This is a genomic window from Sphingomonas sp. PP-CE-3A-406 (assembly GCF_003688625.1).
Classification (GTDB): Bacteria; Pseudomonadota; Alphaproteobacteria; order Sphingomonadales; family Sphingomonadaceae; genus Sphingomonas.
Genome location: NZ_RCWY01000001.1, coordinates 1226379 through 1251912 on the forward strand (window position 1 = coordinate 1226379; position 25534 = coordinate 1251912).

Consider the following 25534-nt stretch of genomic DNA (forward strand, 5'->3'; position numbering starts at 1 on the left):
CCATCGTCCCCCAGTTGGGCCCCGGCCTCCGCCGGAGTGGAAGACTTCAGGCTGCGACGCTCTTAGGCCGGCCGATCCACCACAGGCAGTAGATCGCAAGCGCGTAGAGGAAGCGGCTGTAATCCCGCTTGCCCGCACGGTGATCGACGAACACCTTGTCGACCGCGCCGGCGCGCCAGATGCCTTGCTCGCGGACGCCGCTGTCGCGCCAGAGTTGCTCCGCATACGCGCCGAAATCGCCGGCGAACCACGCCGCCAGCGGCATCTGGAAGCCTTGTTTGCGGCGGTCGAGAATTCCTTCCGGCAACCACGGCGCGATGGCCTGGCGGATCACGTATTTGCCGACCTTGCCGTGCAGCTTCATGTCCGCGGGCATCGACAGCGCAAGGTCGACCATCCCCCGCCCCAGCATCGGCACGCGGACTTCGAGCGAATGCGCCATGCTCGCGCGGTCGACCTTGGTGAGCATCGCGCCGGGCAGATTAAGCGCTAGGTCGGCGAGGCCGAACTGCTCGAGCGTGTCGGTCGAGATCGCGTCGGGATCGGGGAAATATTCCGCAACCAGCGCGGCGATCCCGCCTTCTTCCTCGGCGATGAACTCCGCGGAGAATATCTCGCGACGGAAGGCTTCGTTCGTGATCTGCGTCTTGGCGAAGAACCGCGCGATGCCGTTCGGGAGCGCGGCGCTGCCGGTGGTTTTCCGCCAGCGCTGCAACACTGCGTTCGCATGGCGTGAGGGCAAGGTCGGCACTGCATCCAGTGCGCGCGCGAGCTTGCGCAGAGGTGCCGGCAGCGCCCCGATCCGGCGCTCGGTCGCGTGGCGCTTGTAGCCGAAGAACAGCTCGTCGCCGCCATCGCCCGACAGCGCGACCTTGACCTCCTGCGCGGCGATCTGGCTGACGTACCAGGTCGGCACCGCGGAGGGATCGGCGAACGGCTCGTCGTAGCCATGCTGGACCTCGGGCAGCATCGCCTGCGCATCCGCCAACTCCAGGGTGCGCGTGACGTGGTGGCAGCCGAGATGCCGCGCGATCGCCTCGGCATGCGGCGATTCGTCGAAGCGCGGGTCGGGAAAGCCGATCGTGAAGGTGCGGACCGGGCGATCCGAGACCTGCGCCATCGCTCCGACCACCGCGGAGGAATCGACGCCGCCCGACAGGAACGCGCCGACATCGACGTCCGCGACCATCTGTTTGCCGATCGTGTCGAGCCATTCGTCGCGGAAGCGCTCGATCCACGCCGCCTCGGACCGGGGTTCAGAAGGATGATAGACGGGCGTCCAATAGGCGCGCATCGTCGGCGTGCCGCTCGCCTCGACGGTCATCACATGGCCCGGCGGCAGCGTGCGGACCTGCGCGTAAATCGAGCGCGGGGCGCGGACGTGGCCGAAGCTGAAATAATCGTGGAGCGCGCGGCGATCGACGTCGAACGCCATGCCGGGCAGCAGCGTCAGCGTCTTCAGCTCGGAGCCGAACGCGAACCCTGCGGCCTGATCGGTATAATAGAGTGGCTTGATCCCGATCGGATCGCGCGCCAGCGTCAGTTTCCGATCGAGCGTATCCCAGACTGCGACCGCAAACATCCCGTCGAGCCTAGCCCAGACGTCGTCGCCCCAGCGCTCATAGCCGGCGAGGATCACCTCGGTATCGCCCGCGCTCTCGAACACACGGCCTAGCGCCTGCAACTCGCGCCGCAATTCGCGGAAATTGTAGATCTCGCCGTTGAAGACGAGCGCGTAGCGGTGGTCGGGCGAATGGAACGGCTGGTGTCCGCCCTCGATGTCGATGATGCTCAGCCGGCGCATCCCAAAGCCGAAATCGCCATCGGTCATCACGCCCTGGTCGTCGGGGCCGCGGTGCAGGATCGCGTCGCACTGCGCGGTAATGAGGGGCGCCGTGACGAGGCGGGGCGAAACGGCAGCGCTACCCCGCGCGTAAAGGCCGGCAATTCCGCAGATGACGAACGATCCCTCGCATGACGGCGGCACCGCCGCCCGATCGCGCGCGGTCTAGGAGCCGCCCGCGGCTTTGTCACCTCCGCCCCCGCTGCGCGCCCCGCCCGCGGCTGCGCACTCCGCCCCCGCGCATCTTGCCGCAGTCGCCGCCGCACTCTAGGGGCCGGTCGCAGATGGTTCAGGACCCCGCTCCTTCTCCGGCCCCGGCGGATGCGTCGGCGCGCGCCGGCACGACCGGGATTTTCCGGGCGGCGGCGCGCAATCTCGGCTGGCTGCTCGCAAGCCGCAGCGTTCTCGCCATTCTGTCGCTGTTCTATCTCGGCTTTGCGACGCGCACGCTGGGCGTCGTCGATTTCGGCCGGTTCGCGTTGATCACCGGTGCCGCGCAGGCGTTGGCGACCTTCGTCGGCTTCCAGACCTGGCAGATCATCGTTCAATACGGCGTCGAGCCGATCCAGCAAGGCGACACGCCCCGGCTCGCACGGCTGCTCCGCCTGTCGGCGATCCTCGACATGTGCAGCGCGCTGGTCGGCGCCGGACTGACCGTCGCGATCCTGTTCGCGTGGAGCGACGGGTTCGGCATTCCACCCGACCTGATGCGCGACACGCTGATGTTCGCGGTGGTGCAGCTGATCACGATCCGCTCGACCCCGCTCGGCATCCTGCGGCTGCGCGACAAATTCTCGTTGTCGGCGGTGGCGGACAGCATGACGCCGATCATGCGCTTCGTCGGCGCGGGCGCGGCGATGATCTTCGAACCGACGATCCGCGGCTTCATGCTCGCCTGGGCGCTCGCCGAGATCGTCACCGCCGCGACCTATTGGATTATGGTCGCGAAAAGCGGCGACCTGCGCCTGCTCGCGAGCGGCCGGGGCCCGTGGCGGCAGGTGCGCGACGAGAATCCCGGCATCGTCCGCTTCTCGCTCAGCACCAACGCGAGCGCGACACTCGGCCTGTCGAGCAAGCAGATCCCGCTGCTGCTGGTCGGCGCATCGATCGGCCCCGCCGCGGCCGGCGCGTTCCGGCTCGCGACCCAGCTCGCGCAGGCGCTCGCCAAACTGTCGCAGATGCTGTCACGCGCCGCCTTCCCCGAGATCGTCCGCGCGGTGCGCACCGCCGAGCCGTCGCGCCTGCGCCGTATCCTGATCCGGACGATGCTGGCGAGCACCGCTGCGGCATTGGTGATCCTGGCGATCGTCGCGCTGGTCGGCGAGCCGATCCTCAAGCTCGTCGGCGGCAAGTCGTTCGGCCATGCCTATCCGGTGCTGCTGTGGCTGGCGGCGGCAGGCTGTTTCGACCTCGCCACCGTCAGCCTCGATACGGTAATGACCGCGCTGCACCGTGCCGGCACCGTCTTCGCGATCCGCGCGGTCGGCGTGCTGCTGCTGTTCGCCGCGGCGTTCGCGCTGATGCCGACCTACGGCTCGACGGGAATCGCCGCGGCGGTCGGCGTCGGCTCGGTGGCGGTCGCGATCCTGCTCGGATTTGCCGCCGCGCGGATGACCCGCACGCCGAGCGTCGAGGCAGAAACGGCGTAGTCAGCATGGCCCGACGGCGCATGCCGTTGCACCCCATGCTGCGACAAAGACGGCGATAAAGGCTGCGTTCACGGCGTAAATGTCATCTGCGCGCCGCTGTATCGCCACTTTTACCCGGTCTTAGTCTGTCGATGAACCCTTTATTCCTTATGATCCTGGGCGCGGCGGCGGTGCTCGCGCCGATCCAGGCGCAGGCGGCCGAGAGCTGCCAAGGTACGCCGGGCAATGGCAACGCCAGGTTGATCCTGGAAGCGACGACGATGCACAACGCCGTCGGCGAGGTCGCCTTCACGGTGTATCCCGATGACAAGAAACGGTTTCTGGCGAAGGGCGGCAAGCTCGTTCGGGCGCGCGTATCCGCCGCCAGCCCGCGCGCCTGTTTCTGGCTGAAGCCCGGCTATTACGCGATCGCGCAATATCACGACGAAAACAGCGATCATGATTTCAACCGGACGCTGTTCGTGCCGAAGGAGGGATTCGGCTTTTCGAACGACGCACCCACGTCGATCGGACTGCCGTCGTTCGCGTCGGTCCGCACCGCCTTGCCCCCCTCGGGCACGACCGTGCGGATGAAGATGCGGTATCGTCGATGAACTAAACCCCGTTCACAGACATTGAACGGAAATCTTCCTGACACAAATTTGTAGCGGTTATGTGCCGCGACGGGTATCTACTATCGTGGCTAATGTCGTTTCGAACTTCAATGCATTCAGCGGGCCTTCGCTCTCGCCACCGGCACCGCCGGCATGGCGGCCCGACGGCCTGTTCGATCCGGCCGTCGCCGATCGGTACGGCGTGACCCCGCGCGAGGCCGCCGCGAAGATCCGTACCGGTATCATCTGCAATCCCAAGAGCCATCGCAACCGCAGCAGCGTCGAGGCGACCAAGCCGTTCCTGTCGGGCACCGTGCTCGCGGTCACGCCCCGCACCCAGGCCGAACTCGCCGAAGTGCTGACAGATTTTGCGCGCCACGGCATCGAACTGCTGGTGATCGATGGCGGCGACGGCACGATCCGCGACGTGCTGACCGCGGCCGCGCGCGTCTGGACCGGTGCCGCCCCCCGCGTCGCGATCGTTCCGTCGGGCAAGACCAACGCACTCGCGCTCGATCTCGGCATCCCCGACGACTGGACGCTCGATCAGGCGCTGACCGCAGCACGCGACGGGACCGTCAAGGTTCGCAGCCCGATCGAGGTGGTGCGCAAGGCCGACGGCACGCGCCTGCACGGCTTCCTGTTCGGGGCCGGTGCGTTCGTGCACGCGACGGCGCTGGCGCAGCGCACCCACCGGGCCGGCGCGTTCAACGGCGTCGCGGTCGGGCTGGCGCTGTGCTGGGCGATCCTGCAGACACTGTTCGGCGGCGCCAACAGCGCGTGGCGCGCGGGCGATCGCATGCGGATCCGGTATCAGGGCGGCGCGGCGCCCGCCTATGCCGCCGGCGCCAATGCCGACACCGATCGTGCGCGGTATCTGATGCTGGCATCGACGCTCCAGCATATGCCGGTCGGTATCCGGCCGTTCGGCACGCCGCGCGAAGGCTTGAAGACCCTGGTGGTCGACGCCCCGCCGCGCTGGCTCGCGGCTGCGACGCCGCTGATCGTGACCGGATCGCCGGCCGCGTGGCTCGATCGTGCGGGCTATCACCGGATCGATTCGGCGTCGCTCGACCTGTCGATGGACTCGGGCTTCATCCTCGACGGCGAAGTCTATCCCGGTGGCGACCTGACCGTGCGCGAAGGCAAGCCGCTCCGCTTCGTCGTCCCTTGAGCGCGCTGGCCGACGTCGTGCGGCGTCAACTGGCGGCCCCGACGATCCAGCCGGTGCGCGATGTGGCCGAAATTCTCGCCGCCCATGCCGATGTCGTCGCGGTGCTGTTCTACGGGTCGAACCTGCGGACCGGCGCGACCGAGGGGGTGCTCGATTTCTACGTGCTGACCGCTGGTCCACCCGAGCGGGGCATCTGGCCGACCGTCAGCTACCGCGAATTCGCGATGGCGGGCGAAACGCTGCGCGCGAAAATCGCGACGATGCGGATGGCGACGTTTGCGAAGGCCGCCGCGGCGCGGTCGCTCGACACCACCATCTGGACGCGGTTCGTCCAACCATCGGCATTGGTTTGGGCGCGCGACTCCATTGCCGCCGATGCGGTTGCCGCAGCGATCGGCGAGGCCACGAAGTCTGCGGCCAGGTTCGCGGCGGCGCTCGGGCCGGAGGCGGGCACGGCGGACGACTATTGGCGCGCGCTGTTCCGCCAGACCTACGCCGCCGAACTGCGCGTCGAACGCAAGGGACGCGAGGGGCAGATTCTTGGTTTCGATCCGGACCGCTACACCCGCTTGCTGCCGCTCGCGTGGGCCGCCGACGGGATCGCGTTCGCCGACGATGCTGGCACGCTGCGTCCAAGCCTCGCCGCCGAGAGCCGTAGCCGACTGTTGCGCGCTTGGCGCCGTCGCCGCCGGGCCGGCAAACCGATCAACGTCGCGCGGCTGGTCCGTGCTGCGTTCACCTTCGAGGGCGCTGCGCAATACGGGCTGTGGAAGGTCGAGCGCCATACCGGGATTGTCGTGCCGCTCACGCCGTGGCGCGAGAAGCACCCGATCCTCGCCGCGCCGGGGATATTCTGGCGGGTATGGCGCGCGCGGGCGACCGCCGCATGAGCGAGGGGTTCAGCGCGGTGATCCTAGCGGGCTCGCGCGGCGGGGTCGATCCGGTCGCGGGGTATGCGGGCGTCTCGCACAAGGCACTTATCGTGCTCGACGGAGAGACGCTGCTTGCGCGCGTTGCGCAGGCGTTGCGCAACGCGGGCGCGACGCGGATCGCCGTCTCGGTATCCGACGACGCGGTGCGTGCGGAGGCGACCGCGTTGGGGCTCACCGTACTGACCGCCGCCAACGGTCCCAGCCTCAGCGTGCGCGAAGGCATCGCCGCGCTCGGCACGCCGCTGCTGGTTACGACCGCCGACCATGCGCTGCTCGACGCCGACTGGGTCCGCCGGTTTCGCGCCGATGCGCCGCAGAGTGCCGACGTCGCGGTCCTGCTCGCGCGGCGTGACGTGATCGAGCGTGCGGCCCCCGGGACCAAACGCACCTATCTGCGGTTCGCCGATGGCGCTTGGTCGGGCTGCAACCTATTCCAGTTCGCCACCCCGCGCTCGATCGCCGCGCTCGATCTCTGGGCGCAGGTCGAGGCGGATCGCAAACGGCCGTGGCGGATCGTTCGTCGACTGGGTGTCGGCACGTTGCTGCGGTATCTGTCGGGCAGGCTGACGCTGGTCGATGCGGTCGCGCACCTCGGCCGGATGGCGGGATTGAACGCTGCCGCGGTCGCGACTCCGTACGGTCTCGCGGCGGTCGACGTCGACAAACCCGGTGATCTCGATCTGGTCCGCACACTCCTCGCCGAGCAGCGCGCCGCGCACTAATTTACCGCTAACACGCAGAACCACCCTGCCCCGCCGGCCGGTTTTGTGGCAGGGCGGCGGCATGCAAACGACAACGCTTTCCGCCCGCCCGAACCGCCCCGCCGCGTCCGCGACCACCGCGATCGGCATCTACGGCAGCGCCGGCCGGATGGGTCGCGCGATCGCCGATGCGATCGAGAGCGCCGGCGCGACGCTGGCCGGCGGCGTCGACGCCGGCGAAGATCCGAACGCGATCGCCAAGCTCGCCGACGTGATGGTCGATTTCTCGACGCCGTCCGCGATCGAGGCGCATCTCGCCGCGGCACGCGCCGCCGGCACCGCGATCGTGATCGGCACCACCGGCCTGTCGCCGCAGCACCAGTCGCTGATCGATGCCGCTGCCAGCGACATTGCTGTGCTGCAAACCGGGAACACCTCGCTCGGCGTGACGCTGCTCAACATCCTGGTCCGCGACGCCGCAGCGCGGCTCGGTGCCGACTGGGATATCGAGATCGTCGAGATGCATCACCGCCACAAGGTCGATGCGCCATCGGGCACCGCGTTGCTGCTCGGCGAGGCCGCCGCGAAGGGGCGCGGAACGACGTTGGCCGAACTCCGCGTCGACAGCCGCGCCGGACTGGTCGGTGCGCGCAGCGAGGGCACGCTGGGATTCGCATCGGTGCGCGGCGGGTCGGTGATCGGCGACCACAGCGTGATCTTCGCGGGCGAAGGGGAGCGGATCGAATTGAACCACCGCGCCGACGACCGGTCGATTTTCGCGCGCGGCGCGGTGCAGGCGGCGATCTGGCTCGCCGGACAGCCCGCCGGCCGATACCGCATGGGCGACGTACTCGGTCTCTGACGCAGTGAAGAAGGCCGACGTCGTCGAATTCTATGCGCGGCTGGCTGAGGCCGATCCGCATCCCGAGACCGAACTCGAATTCGTCAACCCGTACACGCTGGTCGTCGCGGTCGCGCTATCGGCGCAGGCGACCGATGTCGGCGTCAACAAGGCGACGCGGGCGCTGTTCCGCGAGGTCGACACGCCCGCGAAGATGGTCGCGCTCGGACTCGATGCGCTGAAGGGGCACATCAAGACGATCGGGCTCTACAACACCAAGGCGAAGAACGTCATCGCGCTCTCGCAGATGCTGATCGACGACTATGGCGGCGAGGTGCCCGACGATCGCGACGCGCTCGAGCGACTGCCGGGCGTCGGGCGGAAGACTGCGAACGTCGTGCTGAACGTTGCGTTCGGCGCGGAGACGTTCGCGGTGGACACGCATATCTTCCGGGTCGGCAACCGCACCGGGCTCGCCCACGGCAAGACCCCGCTCGCGGTCGAACTGAAACTCGACAAGGCTACGCCGCAGCCGTTCCGCCTGCACGCCCACCACTGGCTGATCCTACACGGTCGCTATGTCTGCAAGGCGCGGACACCCGAATGCTGGCGGTGCATCGTCAGCGACCTGTGCGCCTACAAACCGAAGACGCCACCGCCCAAGGAGCGGGGCAAGAGCACGTGCGGAACGGCGAGCTTGCCGAGTATGCCAAATACGGAGTCCTGACGCGTTTTGCACAGGTCTAACGAATGCATATCACCGTCTCGTGCGACAATACGCGCGCGACCGACACAGCGCGGCAGCAATCGACATGAAAACGGCTGGCGCAGCCGGCCACGCTTTGCTAGGCGGGCCATCCGGCACCCGTAGCTCAGCTGGATAGAGCGCTGCCCTCCGAAGGCAGAGGCCACTGGTTCGAATCCAGTCGGGTGCACCATTTCCGTTCAGCTTTGGGCACTCGTGCATCGGGCTTCTGTGATGCGACGACGGCACGTTCGAGTGCGGCGTTGCGGCCGGTGATACGAATCTGACGGTCACCGACTTCCACGCAGTCGATGAGCAGGTGGATGTATTCCTTGCGCGTCCTACCGTCCGGCTCGTGAAGCTTGTGACGGAGAAGATTGCCGAACTCAGCGATGATCGCAGGTGTAATTCGCCGGTCGCCTGCATCGAGTTGCCGTTCGAGAACTTCGATGTCGGCTTGGGTGCTGGCCTTCTGCGCGCGAATGTTGCCCAGTTCGGTGGCGACTTGAGGATCGTCCGGGCTCAGCGTCTCGTTCCGCACCAGCTTGATGACTCGTGCGCTTTCGCCTTCAAGCTGGGTCAGCCGCGCCCGCAGTCGCTTCAGTTCGGCGGCACGCTCCGCCACGGCGGTTTCCGACCGATCCAGCCACGTCTGAAGAAGCGCGGTCAGCCGTCCTGGCTGAACGAGATGGCGGGTCACCGCCCCGACCACCAGATCATCCAGATGCTCCATCGGAACGCGGCGTCCCGGACACGCATCCGGCCCGCGCTTGATCCGGGCGGAGCACGCATAGTAGCGATACTGACCGGATTTGCCGGTGCTGGTCATCATTCCCGCGCCGCAGCCATCCTCGCCGCAACCGCAAATCGCGCGGCTGGTAAGCAGATTCATGTTGGTCTTCGCCGCCGCCTCACCCATCCGCGGATCGCGGTCGGCCATCTGCTGGCGAACGGCGTAGAAGGTGTCTTCGTCGATGATCGGCGGCACCGGAATGGGCACCCATTCGATTTCGGGCCGCGTCTCGCCTGTACGCGAGTCCCGGCGGTTGAAGATCACGTATCCGATATAGGCGGTGTTGGTAAGGATGTTGTGCAGCGTCCCGACACTGAACCGTTTGCCCCGGATGCGGTAGCCGCGCTCGTTCAGGTGATGGGCAAGGCCGGTGACGCCGATCGGACCATCGGCCGTGCCCTGCAGATAGGACTTGAAGGTGTACCGGATCATGTCGACCGTCTCGGGGTCATGCTCCAGTTTCTTGCGGTCCTTACCGCGCGTCTGCGGCACGTTGTAGGTGCGGAAACCGATCGGCGGCGTCTGCCCGTTCCAAAAGCCGTTCACCGCATTGGCGACCATCGTCCGCCGCACATGCTTGGCGTTTTCCGCCGAATGATATTCGTCGAAGATCGCTAGCATCGACACCGCAAGGTCGGAGGTGGTGTCATCACCGAAATTTTGCGTCACCGAGATGATGCGGATTTTCTTGCGGCGAAGGCGCTCGCGATACTGCATGAAGTCGAGCGCGTTGCGGAACAGACGAGACAGGGAATGCGCGAGGATAATATCGACCGGACGTTCATCTGACTCGGCGAGCGCGATCATTTCGCGAAAGGCGCGACGATTATCGTCAGTGGCGCTGCCCGCTTCGGAGAAGACCCGGACGGTCTGCGCGCCACTGTCCTCGACCCAGCGCTCGGCGGTGGCTATCTGATCCGGCAGGGACAGATCATTCTTTTCCTGCCGCGTGGTGGATACCCGCGCGTAGACGAAGACGCGCTTACCCGCGAAAGTGTCGTTTCCCATGATTAAGCCCTTCGAACAACGCGGTGATTTCGCCGCCGAACAGCCGGTCAATTAGCGCGACCTCCTGCTCGAGGGTCGACCATGAATCATCGAAGGCCGCGCTGACAAGTCCGTGATCATCAAGGCTTACATCACCGACCGGCGACGCGAAGGTCGCCCGGATCGTTGGAGGTGATGCACGCCGGTTCATGGGCCGGGCATCGCAGGATCAGCGCGATGCCGTTGCGGGGGGCACTCGCGATTGTCGGCTTATGGGCTCGTGTTAGCGGTTCACCATATCCGGCCAGCGACAAATGCATGAAATTTTGGCGGCTCGATCCATGTCGCTATCTTGTCGATGAAATTCCCGATTCTCCAACAGCGACCGCTGGTTTCGGGAAATGCCAATCGGGATTGAGGGATTTGAGAGTGAGACAAACATGAACCGATCCGTTAATTATGCTTTATTCACCCTCAGCTGACTGGCGACGGGAGATGTGAAGCCCGATCAGCTTCCGGGTTCCGGCCGATCAGTCCCCAACTGATTGTCGCTCATGCCATCCGCTGATCGCTTCTTGGTCTTCGCCTTCTTCTTCTGGTGCCGCTCCCGCTTTCGCGACAACATTTCTCGCATCGGATCGGTCGACAAGGGCGAGATCATCATACCAACATTTTGCGCACCACGAGCGGCGGCGATGTCGCCGATCATGCCGCAGGGTGATGGCTGATTATGTCCGATACCGCTGTGGTGCGGCGACACGCCGTACGAGCGCCCCAGAACCGCGACCACCTCTTCGGGTACGCGGCTCGTGTCGTTCAGGACCTCTGGAAGGATGCCCTTCTTAGCCTGATGGTAGCCTACGATCGCGTCCCACTGATAATGGCGATAGTGCGCAATGTCGTCTCCACGGTTGTTCAGCCACAAATGGGACTGATAACGCGCCGTGTAGCCGAGTTCGCCCGACTTGGGCCGGTCGGCAACCAGTGCGATCGCATTCTTGCGCAGCGTGTCACCCGACTTCGCCTTGAGGGTGCCGTCCATAGCGAAGGGGCCGGACACGAGCGGCAACGCATCTTCCTCCTTGCCCTGAGTCTGCGTCAACAGCCAAAGGGCGGCGGCCGGGTTGCTCTCCGCTATCCATGCGTAGTTGATCGTCGCGATCGCCCAGGACACGCGCCGCAGCGACACGGACGCCAGCTTAGGTCCTCCCGTTCTGCAGCGCCGGTTCCAATCCCGAGCCGTCATCATGATTTCCACCAGCCCGACCGAAGCGTGCTGGCGCCAATCCAGCCCCCAGAGCGTCGCGGCCGGGCGATTCTGGCGTGACCAGCCGTGGTCATTGCGCTGTTCCAGCCAGAATGCGGGGCTGGCCGCGAAATCGCGGGCGGTCGCCTTGGCCTGCTTCGGCGTAGTTGGCGCGATATCGAGGCCGTTCCGTTCCACTGCCGTCACTGACAGGCTCGCGGCGCAAACCTTGGCCCAAGCCGCTGCCGCTTCGGCATCACCGCGTTGCAAAATGGTCCCCGGCGCGCTCAAGGCAATCGACTGGAAGGGTAACATCTCGATAGCCCGCTTGATCGCGTACGGTTGATGGCGACCACCTGCCAGCGGAACGCGGGGCAGGAAGCGCTGCGTTGAAAGCGCGATGCCCTCATCGAATGCCAGTGTCAGCAGCCCGGCCTGATTGACGGCCAGGCGGGCCATTTCGGCATAGAGAACCGCAACCAGAAAGGGCGGCAAATAATCCGCCTCTGGCTCGACCCATAGGGAGCACACGCGATCCGGCCATGGATCATTAGCGATCGCGGGGCGTAGCGCGACCGCGCCCTTGAAGTCCTTGGCGATCACCCGATCGAATACCGCGCGGTCGCGCAGCCGCAGGTCGTCGAGATAGATCGCCAGATCGCGGGGCGAATGGCCGACCAGCGCGACCAAGGGTTCGACACGTCCGCAATGCGCGGCCATGCTGCTAACGACGAACTTGTCAGGTCCGTCGCCCGCGCGGAAGTCGTTCGGGCGGATCAGAACTTGCCGCCAGATCGATCCGGCGAGTTGCGTCACGGTCATCGTCCCGTCGATGATCGCGACAGCGTCTCCGGGTAGCAACGTCGGATCGATCGGGAGCCGATGCGGCGTGCGGGCGATACCACAGCCATCGGTGACGGCCAGTCCGGGAATCCAGTAATCCCAGCCACGCCGGTAGCTGACCGCGGGATCGACGCCGTCGTCGAGGCCCGCTTGCGCTATCGCGGCTGTGATGTCATCGAAGATGCTTATGCCACGTCTCCCGCGCCCACATTACCCTGCGGAATATTGAGGGTTCGTATATCGCTGCGAACGCGCTCGATCGCGCGGGTGAGCGCTGTATCATGGTCGGCCAGCCACACCTCCTGCGCCGTGCTGACGGCGACCAGCGCTTCGGCGGCGATCGCCAAGTCGTGCCAGTCCTTTTCTGATCCCGGCGGATTCGCACCCAGCGCGATCTCGATCTGCTGCATCCAACCGATCAGCCCGCTGGCACGACGCGCGAGCGCCTCATACCCGTGGAAAAGCTCGGTACGGCCGCCGATGACGACCGAGCGGGTTTCGTCGAGAATGTCGGTCATGCCTCGTCTCCGTGGTTGCTCATGTCATCGAGCGGGAGGCGGCCGGACGGGGTCACAACTTCGCCGACCGCTACGACAGTGGTGACAGACGGCTGCGGCGGGATCTCCGGACTGACCGATTCGACCGTTTCGACCGCCAGTCGCGGATTGCCGCCGTGCTGGTCGATCCAGTCGTGCGCCTCGCCACGATTCATCCGGGCAGGAGGTTCCAGTTCCAGAGCGGCCACCATCCGCCCGACGAGGAAACCTTGCGTTCGGGTCATCGTCTTGCGCCGCCACGCGTTGCTGTCAGGATTATCACGCTGCCAGACGCGGAAACCCGCGACGTCCTCCGCATAGGCGCGGCTGGCGCGGCTGGCGCGGCTCAGCAGTAGCGCCTCACCGCGCTCCGTCCAGTCGTCGAGATGGGCCCGGACCGCCGCGACCTCGGCCGCGATATTCGTGGCACCCGGCCGTACGGCGGCGAAGGGCGCGATCAACGCAATATATTTGTCGAGCGACTGGTGACGCAACCAGACGCGCGCCGACGCCATCTCGCCAGTGTATCCCGTATCGCGCTCCAGCCAAGCGAGCGACATGCGATGCCACTGCTCGGACCGGGTCGTCGATAACAACCGGGTCTTCGCGTTGCGGGCCTTGCGGTTGATCTCGGCCAGCCGCTCTTCGACCTTGCGCTTCGCAGCCAAGGCGGTCTCATATTCGCGGCGGCGGCGGGCTTCGATGGCATCGTATTCCATGAGTCGTCTCCTCGTCCGTGATCGGACGGGCTGACGATACGAACCTCAAGTTCGGACGATTGCGGGGGGCGCTCCACTTTTGCGGAAGATCGATGCCCCATATGCGGTTCACCGGCTGTCCTGAATTCGGAACGGTGCCCTGATGAGGCGCGGGGTTTGGCATGGGTCAAATCAAGCGCCCCCCGCAACGGCAGTGAGCAGCGGCCCCTACGAAGCGGAAGACCGCAGTCTAGGAAGAGATTTGGGGGTGGGATGCGAAAGAAATGTTGACCCCGGTCAACAGCGCATCCGCTTCCAGTCCCCCCCCCAGCCTGCGGCGCCACGATCGAGGGACCGCGATGCTGCTGGAGACCGAGGAAGGGATATGGGCGCGGGCGGACGCGCAGGTCTTCCGCCTGTTGATGGACAACGGACGGACCGAGCGTCGTATGCAGGCCGCCGAGCGTACGGTCGCCGCAGCCTTCCGCCGCGTCGCGGCGCTTCGCAAGCGTCGCCGTGCTGGCGCGTCGCGAGAACAGGCCGTTGCCGATCGCAGGGCCGACCGGGAACTGTCGCTCGCCTGGGGGCGTCCGCTGCGCATTCGCATGGCCCGGACCGATCGTCCGACATCGGCAGCCGCGTCTTCCTCCCGCAAGATGGCGATGCTGGCAGGAACCTCGAAGCGCGCCATCCGCACCTACCAGGTGCCGATAGTCGACGAAGCCGGCCGCGTCGCACTGTTCTTCCGCATCCGCTATGTCGGCTTCAAATCGAAGATGTGGCGCGCAGGCCTGCCTGCCGATCACGCGCTCTATATCCTGCGTGAGGATGCGCTCGAACGGATCGGTGACGACGCGATCGATTCTGTGCCGATGTCGAACATGGGCGAGGACGCGCATGAGATCGCAGCGGGATGGCGCGCGCTAGAGACGGTCGAGGAAGGCTATCGCGCGAATGCGATCGTCCAGCACCGCATCATCTGGAACCTGCCGCATGACTTGACTGCGGCCGAACGTCGCGCGCTGGTCGAGGATTTCTGCGAGCGGACTTTCGGCCGGTTGGACCTGCCTTGGGTGGCTGCAATCCACATGCCGGATGCGAAGGGCGATCAGCGCAACCATCACGCCCATGTATGCTTCTCACTGCGCCCCTGCGAGCGCACCGGCGATCATGAATGGAAGATCGCGCCGGAGAAGCTGAACGGCCTGACTGACCCGGACGGCCTGAAGCTGATGCGCGCGCTGGCTGCCGCGCACATGAACCGCGCCTGCCGTGCAGCCGGACGTCCTGAGCGCTTCACCCATCAGAAATACAAGGAACGCGGGATTGACGCCCAGCGCCAGGCCCATGTCGGTGCCGCGGCGATGGCGGCTCATGAACGCGGCGAGCATGTCCATGCCATTGCCCGCAACGCCGTCATTGCTGAGAGCAACGAGCTGGTGGTCGAGAAGGCACAGGTCGCGCGCGAGGTGCGGATGCATGCCCGCCTGACGGCGCTGCTCGAACGGCAGATGCAGGTGGATGGTCTGCGTTGCCGCCTCGCTACTGTCATGACCGGTGCGAGCGCGAGCGCGATCGCGACGTCCGCCCGCGATGCGATCGCACGGGCACGCCAAGGAATGGCTGCAGTTCGGCCCGTCGCTTCGCAGGTTGCCAAGACGACTCGCGACCAGGGCCGTGCGATCCTGCAGCGCGTCCAGCGTCGGCGTTCCTTTCATAAGCATTCGCGCGCTATGCAAAACACGACCATCGCGCTGGCACGCACAGCGCGAGCGATCGCGGAGCAAATCAACGCGAGCCCGGCGTCGATCATGCCGTCCCCGGTTGCGCTGACGCGGTTCCGCCGCATCGCGTCGATTGCGAGAGGCCAGACCATTTCGGCAGCGCTGCACCAAAAGCTGACCGCGCAGCGTGCTGAGGCGGCCGCCATCCACCAGCGGCTTGTCGAGCACGACCGACGAAACGCGATCGAACAGGCCCGGCGCCTTATCCTCACGTCAGAACCGGCACCCTATCGGCTGGAACACGGCCGGCTCTTTCTCGATCTGTCCGCCATGCCGCCGGCGGGGCGACAGATCGTCGAAGGTCTGCCGCATGACGACCTTGGCGCGGCCCTGCGCAGGCGTCATCGCCTCGACCGGGAGCGCGAAGCCGAGCGACGCAAGGCCGCCAACGCAGCGACGAAGCGAGTTGAAGCCGAACGCGCAGCCGAGGCCGCCCGGCGGACGCTGGTCGAGGAAGCATGCCGGATCCTGCGCGATGCGGAACCGCGCCCCTATCGACGCGATGACAAGCGGATCGAAGCCGATTGGTCCGTCCTGTCCGAACGCGAGCGGGGCACGGTGATGGCAGTCGGCATCGGTGACGATGATCTGCGCCGCACCCTCATCGCGCGTATCCGGCGAGACGATCGGGCGGACCGGACAGCGGCGATGCTGGAAGCCATCGAACGCGAGCGCCGGCCTATGCCGAGCATCGATGGTCGCCGACAGGTCGATGTTCGCACACTCTCGGCGTTCGGCCTGCGCGCGGAGGACGTGCAAAGCGGGCCGGTGCAGCACCAACTCGAAGACATCGCGGCGCAGCATCTCGGCGAGATCGAAATGATCGCAGTCTATGTCGAGGCGCATCCCAATCAGCTGGTGCGCGTGAAGGCGGGGTGGTCGCTCGACAAGGCGGGTCCCGACGTCATGCGAGAACTGGTAGAGGCTTGGCAGCACGACGCTAGGTTGCGATCCGTCCTTGGCGCGATCGCCGAGCAGGAACGGAACGGCATCGCGAACAGCGCGACACCGGCCATGACGCAGATTACCGGGCCAAAAGGCGCCGCGCAGCCAGGCGGGCTGTCAGATACCTCTGCGCCAAATGCCCCGGCGCGATCTCCGACAGATCGCGTTCAGCCTATCGGACCGTCACCATCCCTCGAAACGCCCCCACCCGATGCAGATGGTCAAGATGGTCGTGGAACTTGCCCGCCGCCGAACATCAACGATCCGGGCACAATATCGCGATGAGCCGAACATCACGCGTGATGTACCACTTACCGTCGACGCGGCGGACCTTGCCGGTGTCAGTCTGCATCGACCCGTTGCCGAAGCGGGTGACGGCCATCCATAGGCATCCTGACGCAGTCGGAAGATCGCGCGCAGCAGCGCCGCCTGTGCCACCAGCACGTCGGCGCGCGCCGACGCTACCGCGAGTTGCGCGCCGCGGAAACTCTCACCCGCGTCACCGATACGGCATTGCTGGAGGAGCAGCGGATTGCCCATCTCGGCCGCACGACGCGATTCGTTCCGGCTGGCGAGCTGCGTGGCGGGCACGACGAGGCCCGCGGGCAGCGCGCCCGCATGCCGGCCGACCGCGGCGCGACCGAGGCTGTTCGGCGGTGGCGGCACCGCGCTACCGGCACTGCTCACGCCGCCACCGGCGCAGGCCGCGACGATCAGCGCCACCAGGTTCGCCGACGGTGCCTTCGTCTCCCGAGTCACCACATTTATCCTCGATGAGAAATGCGCATTGGATAGCCGGCGGCACGCCGCCGGAGCCGGGTGTTTAAAACCTGTGAGATCGAACAGGCGCGAGAGCTTTAGTGGGGGCTGGACATACGCGTCCGCCACCAGTCCGAATAGCTTTCGACCTCGTTAGTCTTTCGGCCGGCTACGATTTCGGGGTTTCGACGCCATGGCCCACAGAACAAACTCCCGCAGTCCACCTTAGGCTATAAGCCAGGCCTTAACGAGTTGCGACAGTCGCGGCGCATTCGCGGAAGGGGCTGCCATGTCGGCAGCATGGAAAAGGCGCCGATGGCGCTGATCCGTGACGACGGATGAAGCGAAGGGTTTGAAAGAAAGGAAAAACAGATCGGCAGCCGCCGGTCGGCCTCTTTCAAGTTCTTCATCGTCGGCCGGTCTATCGCACCGGTCATCCCCAGCCTTCATGCTTGTCATTCTGCCTGCATCAGCGGGCGGCGGCAGGCGTGCGTCCGGAGCACTCCGCCTCATGTCACCCACACCCATCATCACCACACTGCACGTCGCCTCGCTCGATGTCGGCAATCATGTCGGCGTCGAACGACAGATGCCCGTCGGGGCAGCCGTCTTGACCGCGACGCTGCAAGGACCGCAGGTCCTCTTCAGCCTCGATAGCTGCATCCTGCGACCGTCCGATCCCACGGATAAGCTGCTGCTCTGGCTAGACCAGCATCTGATGCGCGAAGGCGTGACGATTGCCGGCTATCGGCTGAACGACGCCGTCGCCATGGTCGACCGTCTACCTGGGGCCGAATAGTCGCCGGTCCTGCGCGCAATGGCGGGCTGCGGCCAGCAGTATGCACTCGACTTGACCGCCCGTAGCGCGGGGACTCCGGTCGCGTTCGAACAGGCCTGCGCCTGTTCGGCAATCCTGTGCGCGCCCGCCGATGCCGGTCGGCGCTTCGCCGACTGGATACGCTGCGATGTCAATGGGCTGGAACAGGATGCCCAGCTCAACGTGATCGCGTCGTTCCGGCTGCTGATACGCCGCCTTGCATCGATCAATCCGGTCAGTCGGAGCATCGCCGCTGCCATCAGCCGCCAATTTGCTGCCTGGCTCGAACAAGCGGATCATCCCGCCGCGCAGGCCCACGTCGCCGACCTGCTGTCCGTCGCCGACTGACTTCAACCGGCCGCAGCGTGGCACATCTCTAAGGAATATTCATGTCTCTCATCGATCTATCTATTGAGCAGCGCGGCTACGCGCCTGCCTCGATCGCACTTGCCGTGCGAACCATAGGCGCTTGTCCCGCAGCCGGTCACCGACCGGACTCCAGGATCTTGTGCGGCATCGGGCTCCTCTCCGTCACACCGGAGGTTGGTGGTGGTTATATCTTCGCCACCAACGCCCGGGGTCTGGGGGAAGGCGAATCGCCGCTAAGTCTGCTCGACTGGCTGCAGCCGCGCATCCCAGCGGCCACCGGCATCATCAGTTGGAATAACTGGGGCAGCGTCCCGCGCCGCCTGCTGGCGCTGGCAGATCCTCTGAGGCATCCTAACATCATATCCGCCGCCGCCGACACGTCTGCTCGCTGGCGAGACATGCCGCGTGGACACACGTGGCATATGCGTCAGGCACGGGCGATGCTGATGCCTTGCGTGTGCCCGCTGGGAACCCGCGTCGACGAATGCGACGCCGTCATGCCCACGGCCCTGCTGCCGGACCCGGCCACAACTTCCAGCGAGTTGATCGGCGAGGCGATCGCCGGCTGGCAGTGCTGGGCAAGGTCGTTCGGGGATTTCGACGACGCCAACCATCCCGCTCAGGCCGCGCTTCGTGCGCTTGATCGCTGGCGAACCGGCCAACGCACTGCCCGCTAATCCCACGCTGCCCGCAATTCGGACCCCCGCGTCCGACAGGAGACCATTCATGCATATCGATTCCACCCGCATCTGGAAGACCGCCACCCCCGGCTATGTCGTCGTCCTCGATGCCGAATGCCGCTACGACCATCAGGTGCACGGCCGTTATCTCGCCGCCGAGCGCTGCACCCCCGCCGACATCGCCGATCTTCACCCGCGTGATCGCCGCCATGATCCCCGCGCTACGCCGCGTTGGCCCTGCCAGCAGATCGTCGCTTTGAGTTGGCTGATTCTGACTGATGGCGATGACGGACTGCGTCCGATCCGCATGGAAACGCGGGGCTGCCCGGAACTCGATGAGGCCGGAATTGTGGCCGCCTTCCTCGCCGATATGGAGCGATTGGGCCGCGTACAGCTGACCAGTTGGGGCGGTTTCCAAGCCGACCTGCCACAGATCTTGCTCGCCGCCGCCGCGGCGGGACTGCGGCTGCCCACGTCATTGACCGCACTGCACTCGCCTTGGCGACGGGATGCGTCGGGTCACTGTGATCTCATGACCGAGATGTGCGCCGGCGCCAAATCCGCGCATCTCGCCGAGGTCGCCGCTAAGCTGAACATCCCTGCGAAGCTCACCTGCCGGCCGGATCAGGTCAGCCGGCTGATGGACCAAGGTAAATGGTCCTCGGTCAAGGCGGTCGCCGAGGGCGATGTACTGACCACGACCATGCTCCTGATGCGGTGGCGGCATCTGCTCGGCGGCAGCGTCTCGACGCTCGACACGACGCGGCGGCTCGCGACCTTCGTCGCAGAGCACTGCGCGCACAGGCCTTACGCCGCCGACTGGCGACGACACGGCGACGACCTGCTTGCCGCGGCCTTCGCCGCAGAAGCCAGGAAAGTGGGAACTCTCGGAGCCTCGGCCTGCTGCTGAGCAGCGATGATAGCCTCAGTGAAGGGGCGGAAGAAACAGGAGATCAACGAAATGACTATCCAGCATTCGATCGACATCATGCAGGCGTGGACCCACGGCCTGCGTATCGCGATGGGCTATCCAGAATACGCACCGATCGGAAATCCGGTCGCTTTTGCCTCTGGCGGACGCAAGAACTTCGCCAAGGCGCTGGAGATCGCCGCCATCGTCGAGCAGACCGGCCGGGACATGGTCTTCGTGCAATTCGGCTTGCCCATAGTCGACGGACCGATCGGCGTCTCGCTCGCCGCCCGTGCCACCCTCCACGTCAACTGGCATGCCAACGTACAGCTTTACCTCGCTAGCGATGACTCATCCGTCGAGATCCTGGCGGACACGCACCGCTGGTCGGTCGGCCCTCGCAATGTCCTGACCGCCTCGGCGCTGCCACCACGCAACCGCATCAAACGCGGCGTCGAACGCGCCCATCGCCGCTGGCGCGAGGTGGCGGAGCGGGTGCATGGCGTCGAACTGATCGGCTCGATCTTCGTACCTACAGGCGGCAGCTATGCCGACGGCGTGCCGATGGAGACGCTCAGCGAGGCGGCGTGATGCTGCGTTTAGCCCCATTGCTGCGTAGGGTCTTCTCAAGATTGGACTCCAATGATTTGCAACCGCAATGGGGCTATCTATTATCAGACGCTGATTGACCGAGTGGCCGCGTCTCGATCCGGGTCGCTCAAGGTCAATCTGCGTTCAAACCACTGACGTAATATAGCCGTCGTTGTCGCGTGACACCGTTGAACGGCGCTTCACGACCAACTCAAGCCGTTCGTGAGCGGCTTGCGGATGGCAGCTCCGGACGGAACCCGACATCTGAAGGCGCCAAGAGGACGATCGGCGGTCGCCCGATCCTTGCCATAGAGCGCATCTGGTAGCTGGTCTTGAACGCCGTCGTTCCTGAGGTCACTTGGCACCAGCATGAGGCCGACTGGCGAAGGGTCATTCCCATTGGACAGCTATCGAGCACTTCGGGCGGGTAGCTGACGTACGTTGGCGTTTCCTGCACATTGATTTCCGAACCGGTTGATGAACATTGGCCCGCGGCAAGGGCCGGCTCTAGCCGGGCCGTATGCGATGTTCGGAAAACGGCCGTTTTCTGCACACCGCTGCATCCGCTGATTCTCAAAAGGGATCGAGTTTCGGGAATTACGGCAAAGGAGGGTCGTTGGCGATCAACACCTTTCCAATCGTCGTTTTCAATTGGAGAACTGGAGGAACGGTAGGGTTCGTCGGGTAGCTCCGACCATCAAATCGCAACCGCGCTTCGTACCCTTTGATGACCCCGCCACCCGCTACGGTGACACCCAGATCACGCCATCCGTGCGTGGCGGTCGGCAGGACCCGGATCGGCGGACGGGTGATGGAAATATCCGAGATTTGCCGATAGCCGGTTGGCGTCAGGGACAGGACATAGAGGTCGCAGCCTCCGCTCCCGCAGAGGTCAGATTGCTTGCCACCAGCGGACGTAGACATAGCGTAAATCAATGCTTCCGGGCGGTTATCGCCATTCAGGTCAACCGATGCGACGCTGTACCGCGTAAGGTGATTGTCCTTTACAAAGGCGGTAACGCCGGGCGCCATCGCGGTGTTTGAAGACGCCGCACTGAGGAGCATCGATGCTATCGGTAAAATCACGATCCTCGATCTCTGGCAATTGTGTGTGTTTTATAGCATGGCTGCGCCATCTCCGCTTCCCACAAACGATCGCATTTTGGGAATGCGCGCGCTTTCCGAACGCCGGTTAGCGGAGGCGGCAAGCAGCTTACCCTCGTGGAGTGTCCACGTAGGCCCTGTACCGGTTTTGACCATCGGTCACTATGAGCGTGATAGTACCGCCGGATGCATCAGGGGGCGGAATAAAGTAAATACTATCCACATCTTTATTAATACTGGCCAAAGGAAAATCTTCAATAATAGCCCCGTCTCGAACGACATAATGACCTAGATGGCTAGTATGATCGCTCCGCTCTATTCCAAAGAAGGATTTTTCATTTCCAAAGCTGCTGCACAGCTTCAGGCTCGAACTGATAGATGCTATTGTATTGATGCAGCTATCTGTCTGGACCTTCTCACGGGGAATGTCTTCATATTTCATTGTATAGGACTTTTCGATCGGATCACTAAAGCCAAATGCTGGTGCGAACCCGAACGGGTTATTTTCGATGTAGCGCCTTACCTCGCTACCGTTGGTTAAAAAGAGACTCCAACCGGATCGGTCATCTATTTTGAAGCCACATGGCAATGTCAGCATTGCGATGTCACGAACCTGAATACCTTTTTGCAGTGGTACGATAGAATTCTTGATACGGCTCGTGATATTCGAACCCACCGAAGCATGGACAAGTTGATCAGTAGTGCATGCGCTACCATTTGCATCACGCTTGAGCACCGGCGTTCCAACGTCTCCCGTAGAATGCTTGCTGCGCGAAGACGCTTGCTCGTTTAGCACCTCATAGAGCGTTGAGGCTGACCGATTGGCTTTGCGTTCGGAAGCTTTGTCATTGGTTTGCGCAGTCGCTTGAGGGACGGCACCCGCCCCGCCAATCGATATAAGCACGGCCATCATCATGACAGTTTGGGTTCGCATTGCTTCGATCCTAGCCTCCGCAGATTTTGCAGGGTCACCCGCCATCCCGCAAACCGAGGCGATGATCAACCGTCGAGGAATTAAGCTTTACCAAGGCGGACGGCTATCTAGCCGCGGTTTGTAGAAGCCGAATTTGCTTACCGTTTAGGCCTTCGCCGCTGTTCGCTCATTTCCCCAAAAAGGAACGGCCAGCGAGACGGCCGAGGCGTTCCCGAAATCGATCGAATTTTGAGAATGGCCTGACCTATGGAGTAACCGCCCACTCTTGATGCAAAAATCATCCGAGGGGGATCGATTTAATCCTCGCGTCAGCAACGTGTAATGTCATCCGGGGCTAGGCTGGCAAATGGTGATGCCTTTCCTTCTGATTCTTGCGGCACAGGCTGCCGCTTCCGGCGCGATATCGAGCCCCGATCTGTTGGGTCGTGACACCGAAGCGACGGCTCTGGCGAGCGCCACTGCGCTTCATAGGAAGATGGATGCAAACGGTGATGGAGACGTCACCCCCACAGAGATGGCCCGGTTCATCACGAAGTCTATGAACGGTTTGGCAATACCGGGAACCGATACCGCCCATCCGCTACCGCCGTTGTCAGCAGCACTTTTCCAAGCAGGCGACACCGACAAGGATGGTCGGATATCTCTCGCTGAAGAGATCGCCGCGGCAAAGCGTGCTTTTGCGCTTCAGGATACGAACCACGATGGTGTGGTGACGCCGGAAGAACGAATGGCATTTATGCAAAAGACCATAAGCGATGGGAGGACGCCAGAAGGCGTATCGCTACGTCCTTCATCACGTGCGAAGGACGCCGGACAGGCGGGCGAGAGATGGAATCCTCCCGCTCAGGCTACGTGGTCGGGATCAGCGACTCCTATCAAAATAGCGTTGAAGGCCGGCGCAGCGCCGATGAGCGGCATGGCGACGTTTACAGTGGATCTTACTGCAACAAGTGATGGTCTCGCTATCTCCCCATTTGTTCAGGTGACACGCGGGATCGTCTTTCTGGTGAGATCGTCGACCGGCCAGTTCGTCGAGCCTGCAGAAAGAATGATAGGATCACCGCCGCCACCGCCGCTTGCGCCCGGCGAGCTGACTTCTATCGGCGGAGAGGCCCCTTTTAGCGTCGCCATCCACGAAATGACCCGAACGATCTTCCCGGGGCCGGGTATCTACCAAGTCCAGGCGATGGTCTCTCTGTTCGATCCTAGCGCAACGCCGGCTCGCTATGCCAAGGCTATTTCGTCGCCCGTGACGATTAAGATCACAAGGTAAGCTTATGCCTACTAACTTATAAATGAAAAGAATTAACCCATATAAATCTCTGATAGAGAATCGCAAGTGTTGGATCGAGCGGGACCAACCTATCGCAGAGATAGCATTTATGCGCCAACCATCAATGTTAGCACCATATTTGTTGTTGGCGGTACTACTAGTTTGCGTAGTCCTAGCGATTATTATGTATATCACGGTGTGTGGTTCGTCGGCTGATTCGGTCAACGTGCTATAAACCTTTCAGCCTGAAATCCCATAAAACTTCCCCAAGATACTAAATCGAACAATTCAACCAACCGCGAATGCGATGAATACAATAAAGAACAATGGATAAGTATAGGGTACAGCGCCATCTCTTTTTTTAATACTGCCACTAAAGGAGAATGGAGTAATTACGGTAGCAAGACAGCAGAATAGTGGAATATTAATAGAAATGTATTGTTATCCTCAGGCTTATGCGGTCTCGAATGATAATAAATTATATTGTACAGACCAGAGCTATAAGGAATCTTTGACCTTAGCCAGATCATTGCCACAAAAAGTATGATACTGATACCACCAAAAATGAATCTGCACCCAGTTGTTCTCTTACTTAACATGCGGCACCAAAATCGGTACGGTTGCAGACATGATACAAACTCAGTAATTTGTATATTATGGATATGACGGTTTATTAAAATCGATCATCATCGTATTGCTGTTCGGCTTACCCATCTTGAGCCGCCGACGATTACAGCACCAAGAGCCCAAATAAGCGCTAGCTGAAAAATGCTTGTTCCGATAGATAACGGCAAGACAGAATTACTACTGACCTCTAGTTGATGCTCGGCAAGTTTGACGCAGGCGCTACCGGAATCAACTGCGTGCAAATGGCACGATCCAAGGTTGTGAAAGTATATTCTCAAATGCTCGCGTGATAGCCATGACCACCGCACCAAACTTATAATTACTAACCAAAGCACGGAAAATACGGTGCCGACGCGAAGCCAGAACCGTAACGGCATGCGGAGAAAGGCATCAACCATGCGGATACTTCCCATAGGTTGTGCCCAGCAGAGCACGTTGTTGAGCACCCTGAAAGTGACAAATTCGACATTCCCGGTAGGCGCTCGGATGCAAAAATCACGCATTTCGCCCCCTCTGCAACCTCAACGTGATCGCCACGACTTGCCTCTATTGCCGGACGGCTCCTGCCTATGAAGCCATATAACCCATACTACCCGTCTTCACCCGCTTTCCCGCAATGCCATCCCAAGCGGGATAATAGACGCTATTGAAAGCGGATGACGGTCAGCCCACCCCTCTTGGCGTCGTTAGGCGCGGTCGGAAATCTCATGGTCGAGGCGCGTGATCCGTAGTGGATTATCGCGAGCGCAGCCGTCGCCTTGCACGGGGCTGATCCAGGCCACGTAGCTGACGTGGACGTACTGTTGAGCATTGCCGATGCGCAACGCATTCTGCCAACGATCGGCATCCAGCTTCGGCAAGGATCGGCACATGCTGCATTTCGGTCGAAGATCTTCGGCACTTGGACCGGAACGACGCCGTTGCCGGTGGAGTTCATGGCAGACTTCCACCGCCGGTCAGGGGAGACGTGGCTGCCGGTACTGCCAGCGACGCGGCAACGCGTTGAGGTTGCTGGCTTGGTTGTCTTCGTCCCCGAGAAGGCGGACCTACAAGCCATGCTCGCCGCTTTTGGGCGGCCTAAGGACTTACAGCGCGCAGAAAGCCTCGCGGCTGTGGCGTAGAGGCTTTCCCGTTTCTCGATCGTTGATCGAGAAACTGAG

23 protein-coding genes, 1 tRNA gene and 1 pseudogene are annotated in these 25534 nt (G+C 63.4%); 16 read left to right on the top strand and 9 right to left on the bottom strand.

Features of this window, described 5'->3' with window-relative positions:
* Window positions 1-46 precede the first annotated feature (46 nt).
* Window positions 47-1987 (bottom strand): asparagine synthase (glutamine-hydrolyzing), encoded by a 1941-nt coding sequence (asnB, locus tag C8J44_RS05380; RefSeq protein WP_259466718.1) that lies wholly within the window; start codon window positions 1985-1987, stop codon window positions 47-49.
* A gap of 140 nt (window positions 1988-2127) precedes the next feature.
* On the opposite strand from asnB, the gene C8J44_RS05385 reads away from it, so the two are divergent.
* The 8 genes from C8J44_RS05385 (at window position 2128) to C8J44_RS05420 (ending at window position 8671) form a co-directional block, all read left to right on the top strand.
* The gene (locus C8J44_RS05385) at window positions 2128-3492 is read left to right on the top strand and encodes a lipopolysaccharide biosynthesis protein (protein ID WP_121903569.1); all 1365 of its coding nucleotides are present in this window, start codon (window positions 2128-2130) and stop codon (window positions 3490-3492) included.
* Between the two features lie 131 nt (window positions 3493-3623).
* Window positions 3624-4085 (top strand): DUF2141 domain-containing protein, encoded by a 462-nt coding sequence (locus C8J44_RS05390; RefSeq protein WP_121903570.1) that lies wholly within the window; start codon window positions 3624-3626, stop codon window positions 4083-4085.
* A gap of 85 nt (window positions 4086-4170) precedes the next feature.
* A complete protein-coding gene (locus C8J44_RS05395; RefSeq protein ID WP_060523973.1) occupies window positions 4171-5259 on the top strand; it encodes a diacylglycerol kinase family protein in 1089 nt (362 codons plus the stop codon).
* Window positions 5256-6149: a hypothetical protein gene (locus C8J44_RS05400; RefSeq protein WP_121903571.1), complete on the top strand. Its 894-nt coding sequence runs from the start codon at window positions 5256-5258 to the stop codon at window positions 6147-6149. The genes C8J44_RS05395 and C8J44_RS05400 overlap by 4 nt, the downstream gene beginning before the upstream one ends.
* Entirely contained in the window at window positions 6146-6913 is a 768-nt protein-coding gene (locus C8J44_RS05405) for a nucleotidyltransferase family protein (protein WP_121903870.1), read from the top strand. Before C8J44_RS05400 ends, C8J44_RS05405 begins: the two co-directional genes overlap by 4 nt.
* 61 nt (window positions 6914-6974) lie before the next feature.
* Complete coding sequence (dapB, locus tag C8J44_RS05410; protein ID WP_121903572.1) at window positions 6975-7754, top strand: 4-hydroxy-tetrahydrodipicolinate reductase; 780 nt, start codon at window positions 6975-6977, stop codon at window positions 7752-7754.
* Between the two features lie 4 nt (window positions 7755-7758).
* On the top strand, window positions 7759-8460 hold the full coding sequence (gene nth / locus C8J44_RS05415; protein ID WP_121903573.1) for an endonuclease III: 702 nt from the start codon (window positions 7759-7761) through the stop codon (window positions 8458-8460).
* Between the two features lie 134 nt (window positions 8461-8594).
* Window positions 8595-8671, top strand: a tRNA-Arg gene (locus C8J44_RS05420).
* A 564-nt stretch (window positions 8672-9235) separates the two neighbouring features.
* Here C8J44_RS05420 and C8J44_RS18920 read toward each other — a convergent pair.
* The 5 genes and pseudogenes from C8J44_RS18920 to C8J44_RS05450 form a co-directional block, all read right to left on the bottom strand.
* A pseudogene (locus tag C8J44_RS18920) lies at window positions 9236-10279 on the bottom strand (recombinase family protein); the annotation flags it as partial.
* Window positions 10254-10469 carry a hypothetical protein gene (locus C8J44_RS05435; RefSeq protein ID WP_121903574.1) on the bottom strand — a complete coding sequence of 72 codons (216 nt, stop codon included), beginning with the start codon at window positions 10467-10469 and terminating at the stop codon, window positions 10254-10256. The pseudogene C8J44_RS18920 and the gene C8J44_RS05435, both read right to left, overlap by 26 nt.
* A 297-nt stretch (window positions 10470-10766) precedes the next feature.
* Window positions 10767-12326, bottom strand: coding sequence for a hypothetical protein (locus C8J44_RS05440; RefSeq protein ID WP_147453128.1), 1560 nt, complete (start codon window positions 12324-12326; stop codon window positions 10767-10769).
* 206 nt (window positions 12327-12532) lie between these two features.
* Window positions 12533-12865, bottom strand: coding sequence for a hypothetical protein (locus C8J44_RS05445; RefSeq protein WP_121903576.1), 333 nt, complete (start codon window positions 12863-12865; stop codon window positions 12533-12535).
* The gene (locus C8J44_RS05450) at window positions 12862-13602 is read right to left on the bottom strand and encodes a hypothetical protein (RefSeq protein WP_121903577.1); all 741 of its coding nucleotides are present in this window, start codon (window positions 13600-13602) and stop codon (window positions 12862-12864) included. The genes C8J44_RS05445 and C8J44_RS05450 overlap by 4 nt, the downstream gene beginning before the upstream one ends.
* Window positions 13603-13940: 338 nt before the next feature.
* Here C8J44_RS05450 and C8J44_RS05455 point away from each other — a divergent pair, with 338 nt between their 5' ends.
* On the top strand, window positions 13941-16595 hold the full coding sequence (locus C8J44_RS05455) for a MobA/MobL family protein (RefSeq protein WP_183128699.1): 2655 nt from the start codon (window positions 13941-13943) through the stop codon (window positions 16593-16595).
* Here the strand turns inward: C8J44_RS05455 and C8J44_RS05460 are convergent.
* Entirely contained in the window at window positions 16494-17069 is a 576-nt protein-coding gene (locus tag C8J44_RS05460; RefSeq protein ID WP_147453129.1) for a hypothetical protein, read from the bottom strand. The two genes, C8J44_RS05455 and C8J44_RS05460, sit on opposite strands and share 102 nt — an antisense overlap.
* Window positions 17070-17580: 511 nt before the next feature.
* Between C8J44_RS05460 and C8J44_RS05465 the strand changes: the two genes are divergently transcribed.
* Genes C8J44_RS05465 through C8J44_RS05485 form a run of 5 tightly spaced genes read left to right on the top strand, consistent with a single transcriptional unit; the run spans window position 17581 to window position 20436 of the window.
* The gene (locus C8J44_RS05465) at window positions 17581-17868 is read left to right on the top strand and encodes a hypothetical protein (RefSeq protein WP_121903580.1); all 288 of its coding nucleotides are present in this window, start codon (window positions 17581-17583) and stop codon (window positions 17866-17868) included.
* 51 nt (window positions 17869-17919) lie between these two features.
* Complete coding sequence (locus C8J44_RS05470) at window positions 17920-18234, top strand: hypothetical protein (protein ID WP_147453130.1); 315 nt, start codon at window positions 17920-17922, stop codon at window positions 18232-18234.
* A gap of 41 nt (window positions 18235-18275) precedes the next feature.
* On the top strand, window positions 18276-18932 hold the full coding sequence (locus tag C8J44_RS05475) for a hypothetical protein (RefSeq protein WP_121903582.1): 657 nt from the start codon (window positions 18276-18278) through the stop codon (window positions 18930-18932).
* Between the two features lie 49 nt (window positions 18933-18981).
* Window positions 18982-19845, top strand: coding sequence for a hypothetical protein (locus tag C8J44_RS05480; RefSeq protein WP_121903583.1), 864 nt, complete (start codon window positions 18982-18984; stop codon window positions 19843-19845).
* Window positions 19846-19896: 51 nt separating this feature from the next.
* Entirely contained in the window at window positions 19897-20436 is a 540-nt protein-coding gene (locus C8J44_RS05485; RefSeq protein ID WP_121903871.1) for a hypothetical protein, read from the top strand.
* Between the two features lie 597 nt (window positions 20437-21033).
* Here C8J44_RS05485 and C8J44_RS05490 read toward each other — a convergent pair.
* On the bottom strand, window positions 21034-21501 hold the full coding sequence (locus C8J44_RS05490) for a hypothetical protein (protein ID WP_121903584.1): 468 nt from the start codon (window positions 21499-21501) through the stop codon (window positions 21034-21036).
* A gap of 148 nt (window positions 21502-21649) precedes the next feature.
* Entirely contained in the window at window positions 21650-22543 is an 894-nt protein-coding gene (locus tag C8J44_RS18140; RefSeq protein WP_147453131.1) for a hypothetical protein, read from the bottom strand.
* A 277-nt stretch (window positions 22544-22820) separates the two neighbouring features.
* Between C8J44_RS18140 and C8J44_RS05495 the strand changes: the two genes are divergently transcribed.
* Window positions 22821-23747 (top strand): EF-hand domain-containing protein, encoded by a 927-nt coding sequence (locus C8J44_RS05495; protein ID WP_121903585.1) that lies wholly within the window; start codon window positions 22821-22823, stop codon window positions 23745-23747.
* Between the two features lie 1430 nt (window positions 23748-25177).
* Window positions 25178-25495: a hypothetical protein gene (locus C8J44_RS18145; RefSeq protein WP_132897179.1), complete on the top strand. Its 318-nt coding sequence runs from the start codon at window positions 25178-25180 to the stop codon at window positions 25493-25495.
* Window positions 25496-25534 lie beyond the last annotated feature (39 nt).

Coding starts and splice junctions, on each gene's coding strand:
- C8J44_RS05445 (WP_121903576.1), bottom strand. CDS start 12,865: ATGACCGACATTCTCGACGAAACCCGCTCGGTCGTCATCGGCGGCCGT.
- C8J44_RS05485 (WP_121903871.1), top strand. CDS start 19,897: ATGACTATCCAGCATTCGATCGACATCATGCAGGCGTGGACCCACGGC.
- C8J44_RS05495 (WP_121903585.1), top strand. CDS start 22,821: ATGGTGATGCCTTTCCTTCTGATTCTTGCGGCACAGGCTGCCGCTTCC.
- C8J44_RS05455 (WP_183128699.1), top strand. CDS start 13,941: ATGCTGCTGGAGACCGAGGAAGGGATATGGGCGCGGGCGGACGCGCAG.
- C8J44_RS05440 (WP_147453128.1), bottom strand. CDS start 12,326: ATGACCGTGACGCAACTCGCCGGATCGATCTGGCGGCAAGTTCTGATC.
- dapB (WP_121903572.1), top strand. CDS start 6,975: ATGCAAACGACAACGCTTTCCGCCCGCCCGAACCGCCCCGCCGCGTCC.
- C8J44_RS05450 (WP_121903577.1), bottom strand. CDS start 13,602: ATGGAATACGATGCCATCGAAGCCCGCCGCCGCCGCGAATATGAGACC.
- C8J44_RS05490 (WP_121903584.1), bottom strand. CDS start 21,501: ATGCTCCTCAGTGCGGCGTCTTCAAACACCGCGATGGCGCCCGGCGTT.
- C8J44_RS05480 (WP_121903583.1), top strand. CDS start 18,982: ATGCATATCGATTCCACCCGCATCTGGAAGACCGCCACCCCCGGCTAT.
- C8J44_RS05435 (WP_121903574.1), bottom strand. CDS start 10,469: ATGAACCGGCGTGCATCACCTCCAACGATCCGGGCGACCTTCGCGTCG.
- C8J44_RS05385 (WP_121903569.1), top strand. CDS start 2,128: ATGGTTCAGGACCCCGCTCCTTCTCCGGCCCCGGCGGATGCGTCGGCG.
- C8J44_RS05405 (WP_121903870.1), top strand. CDS start 6,146: ATGAGCGAGGGGTTCAGCGCGGTGATCCTAGCGGGCTCGCGCGGCGGG.
- C8J44_RS05390 (WP_121903570.1), top strand. CDS start 3,624: ATGAACCCTTTATTCCTTATGATCCTGGGCGCGGCGGCGGTGCTCGCG.
- C8J44_RS05465 (WP_121903580.1), top strand. CDS start 17,581: ATGTCACCCACACCCATCATCACCACACTGCACGTCGCCTCGCTCGAT.
- C8J44_RS05475 (WP_121903582.1), top strand. CDS start 18,276: ATGTCTCTCATCGATCTATCTATTGAGCAGCGCGGCTACGCGCCTGCC.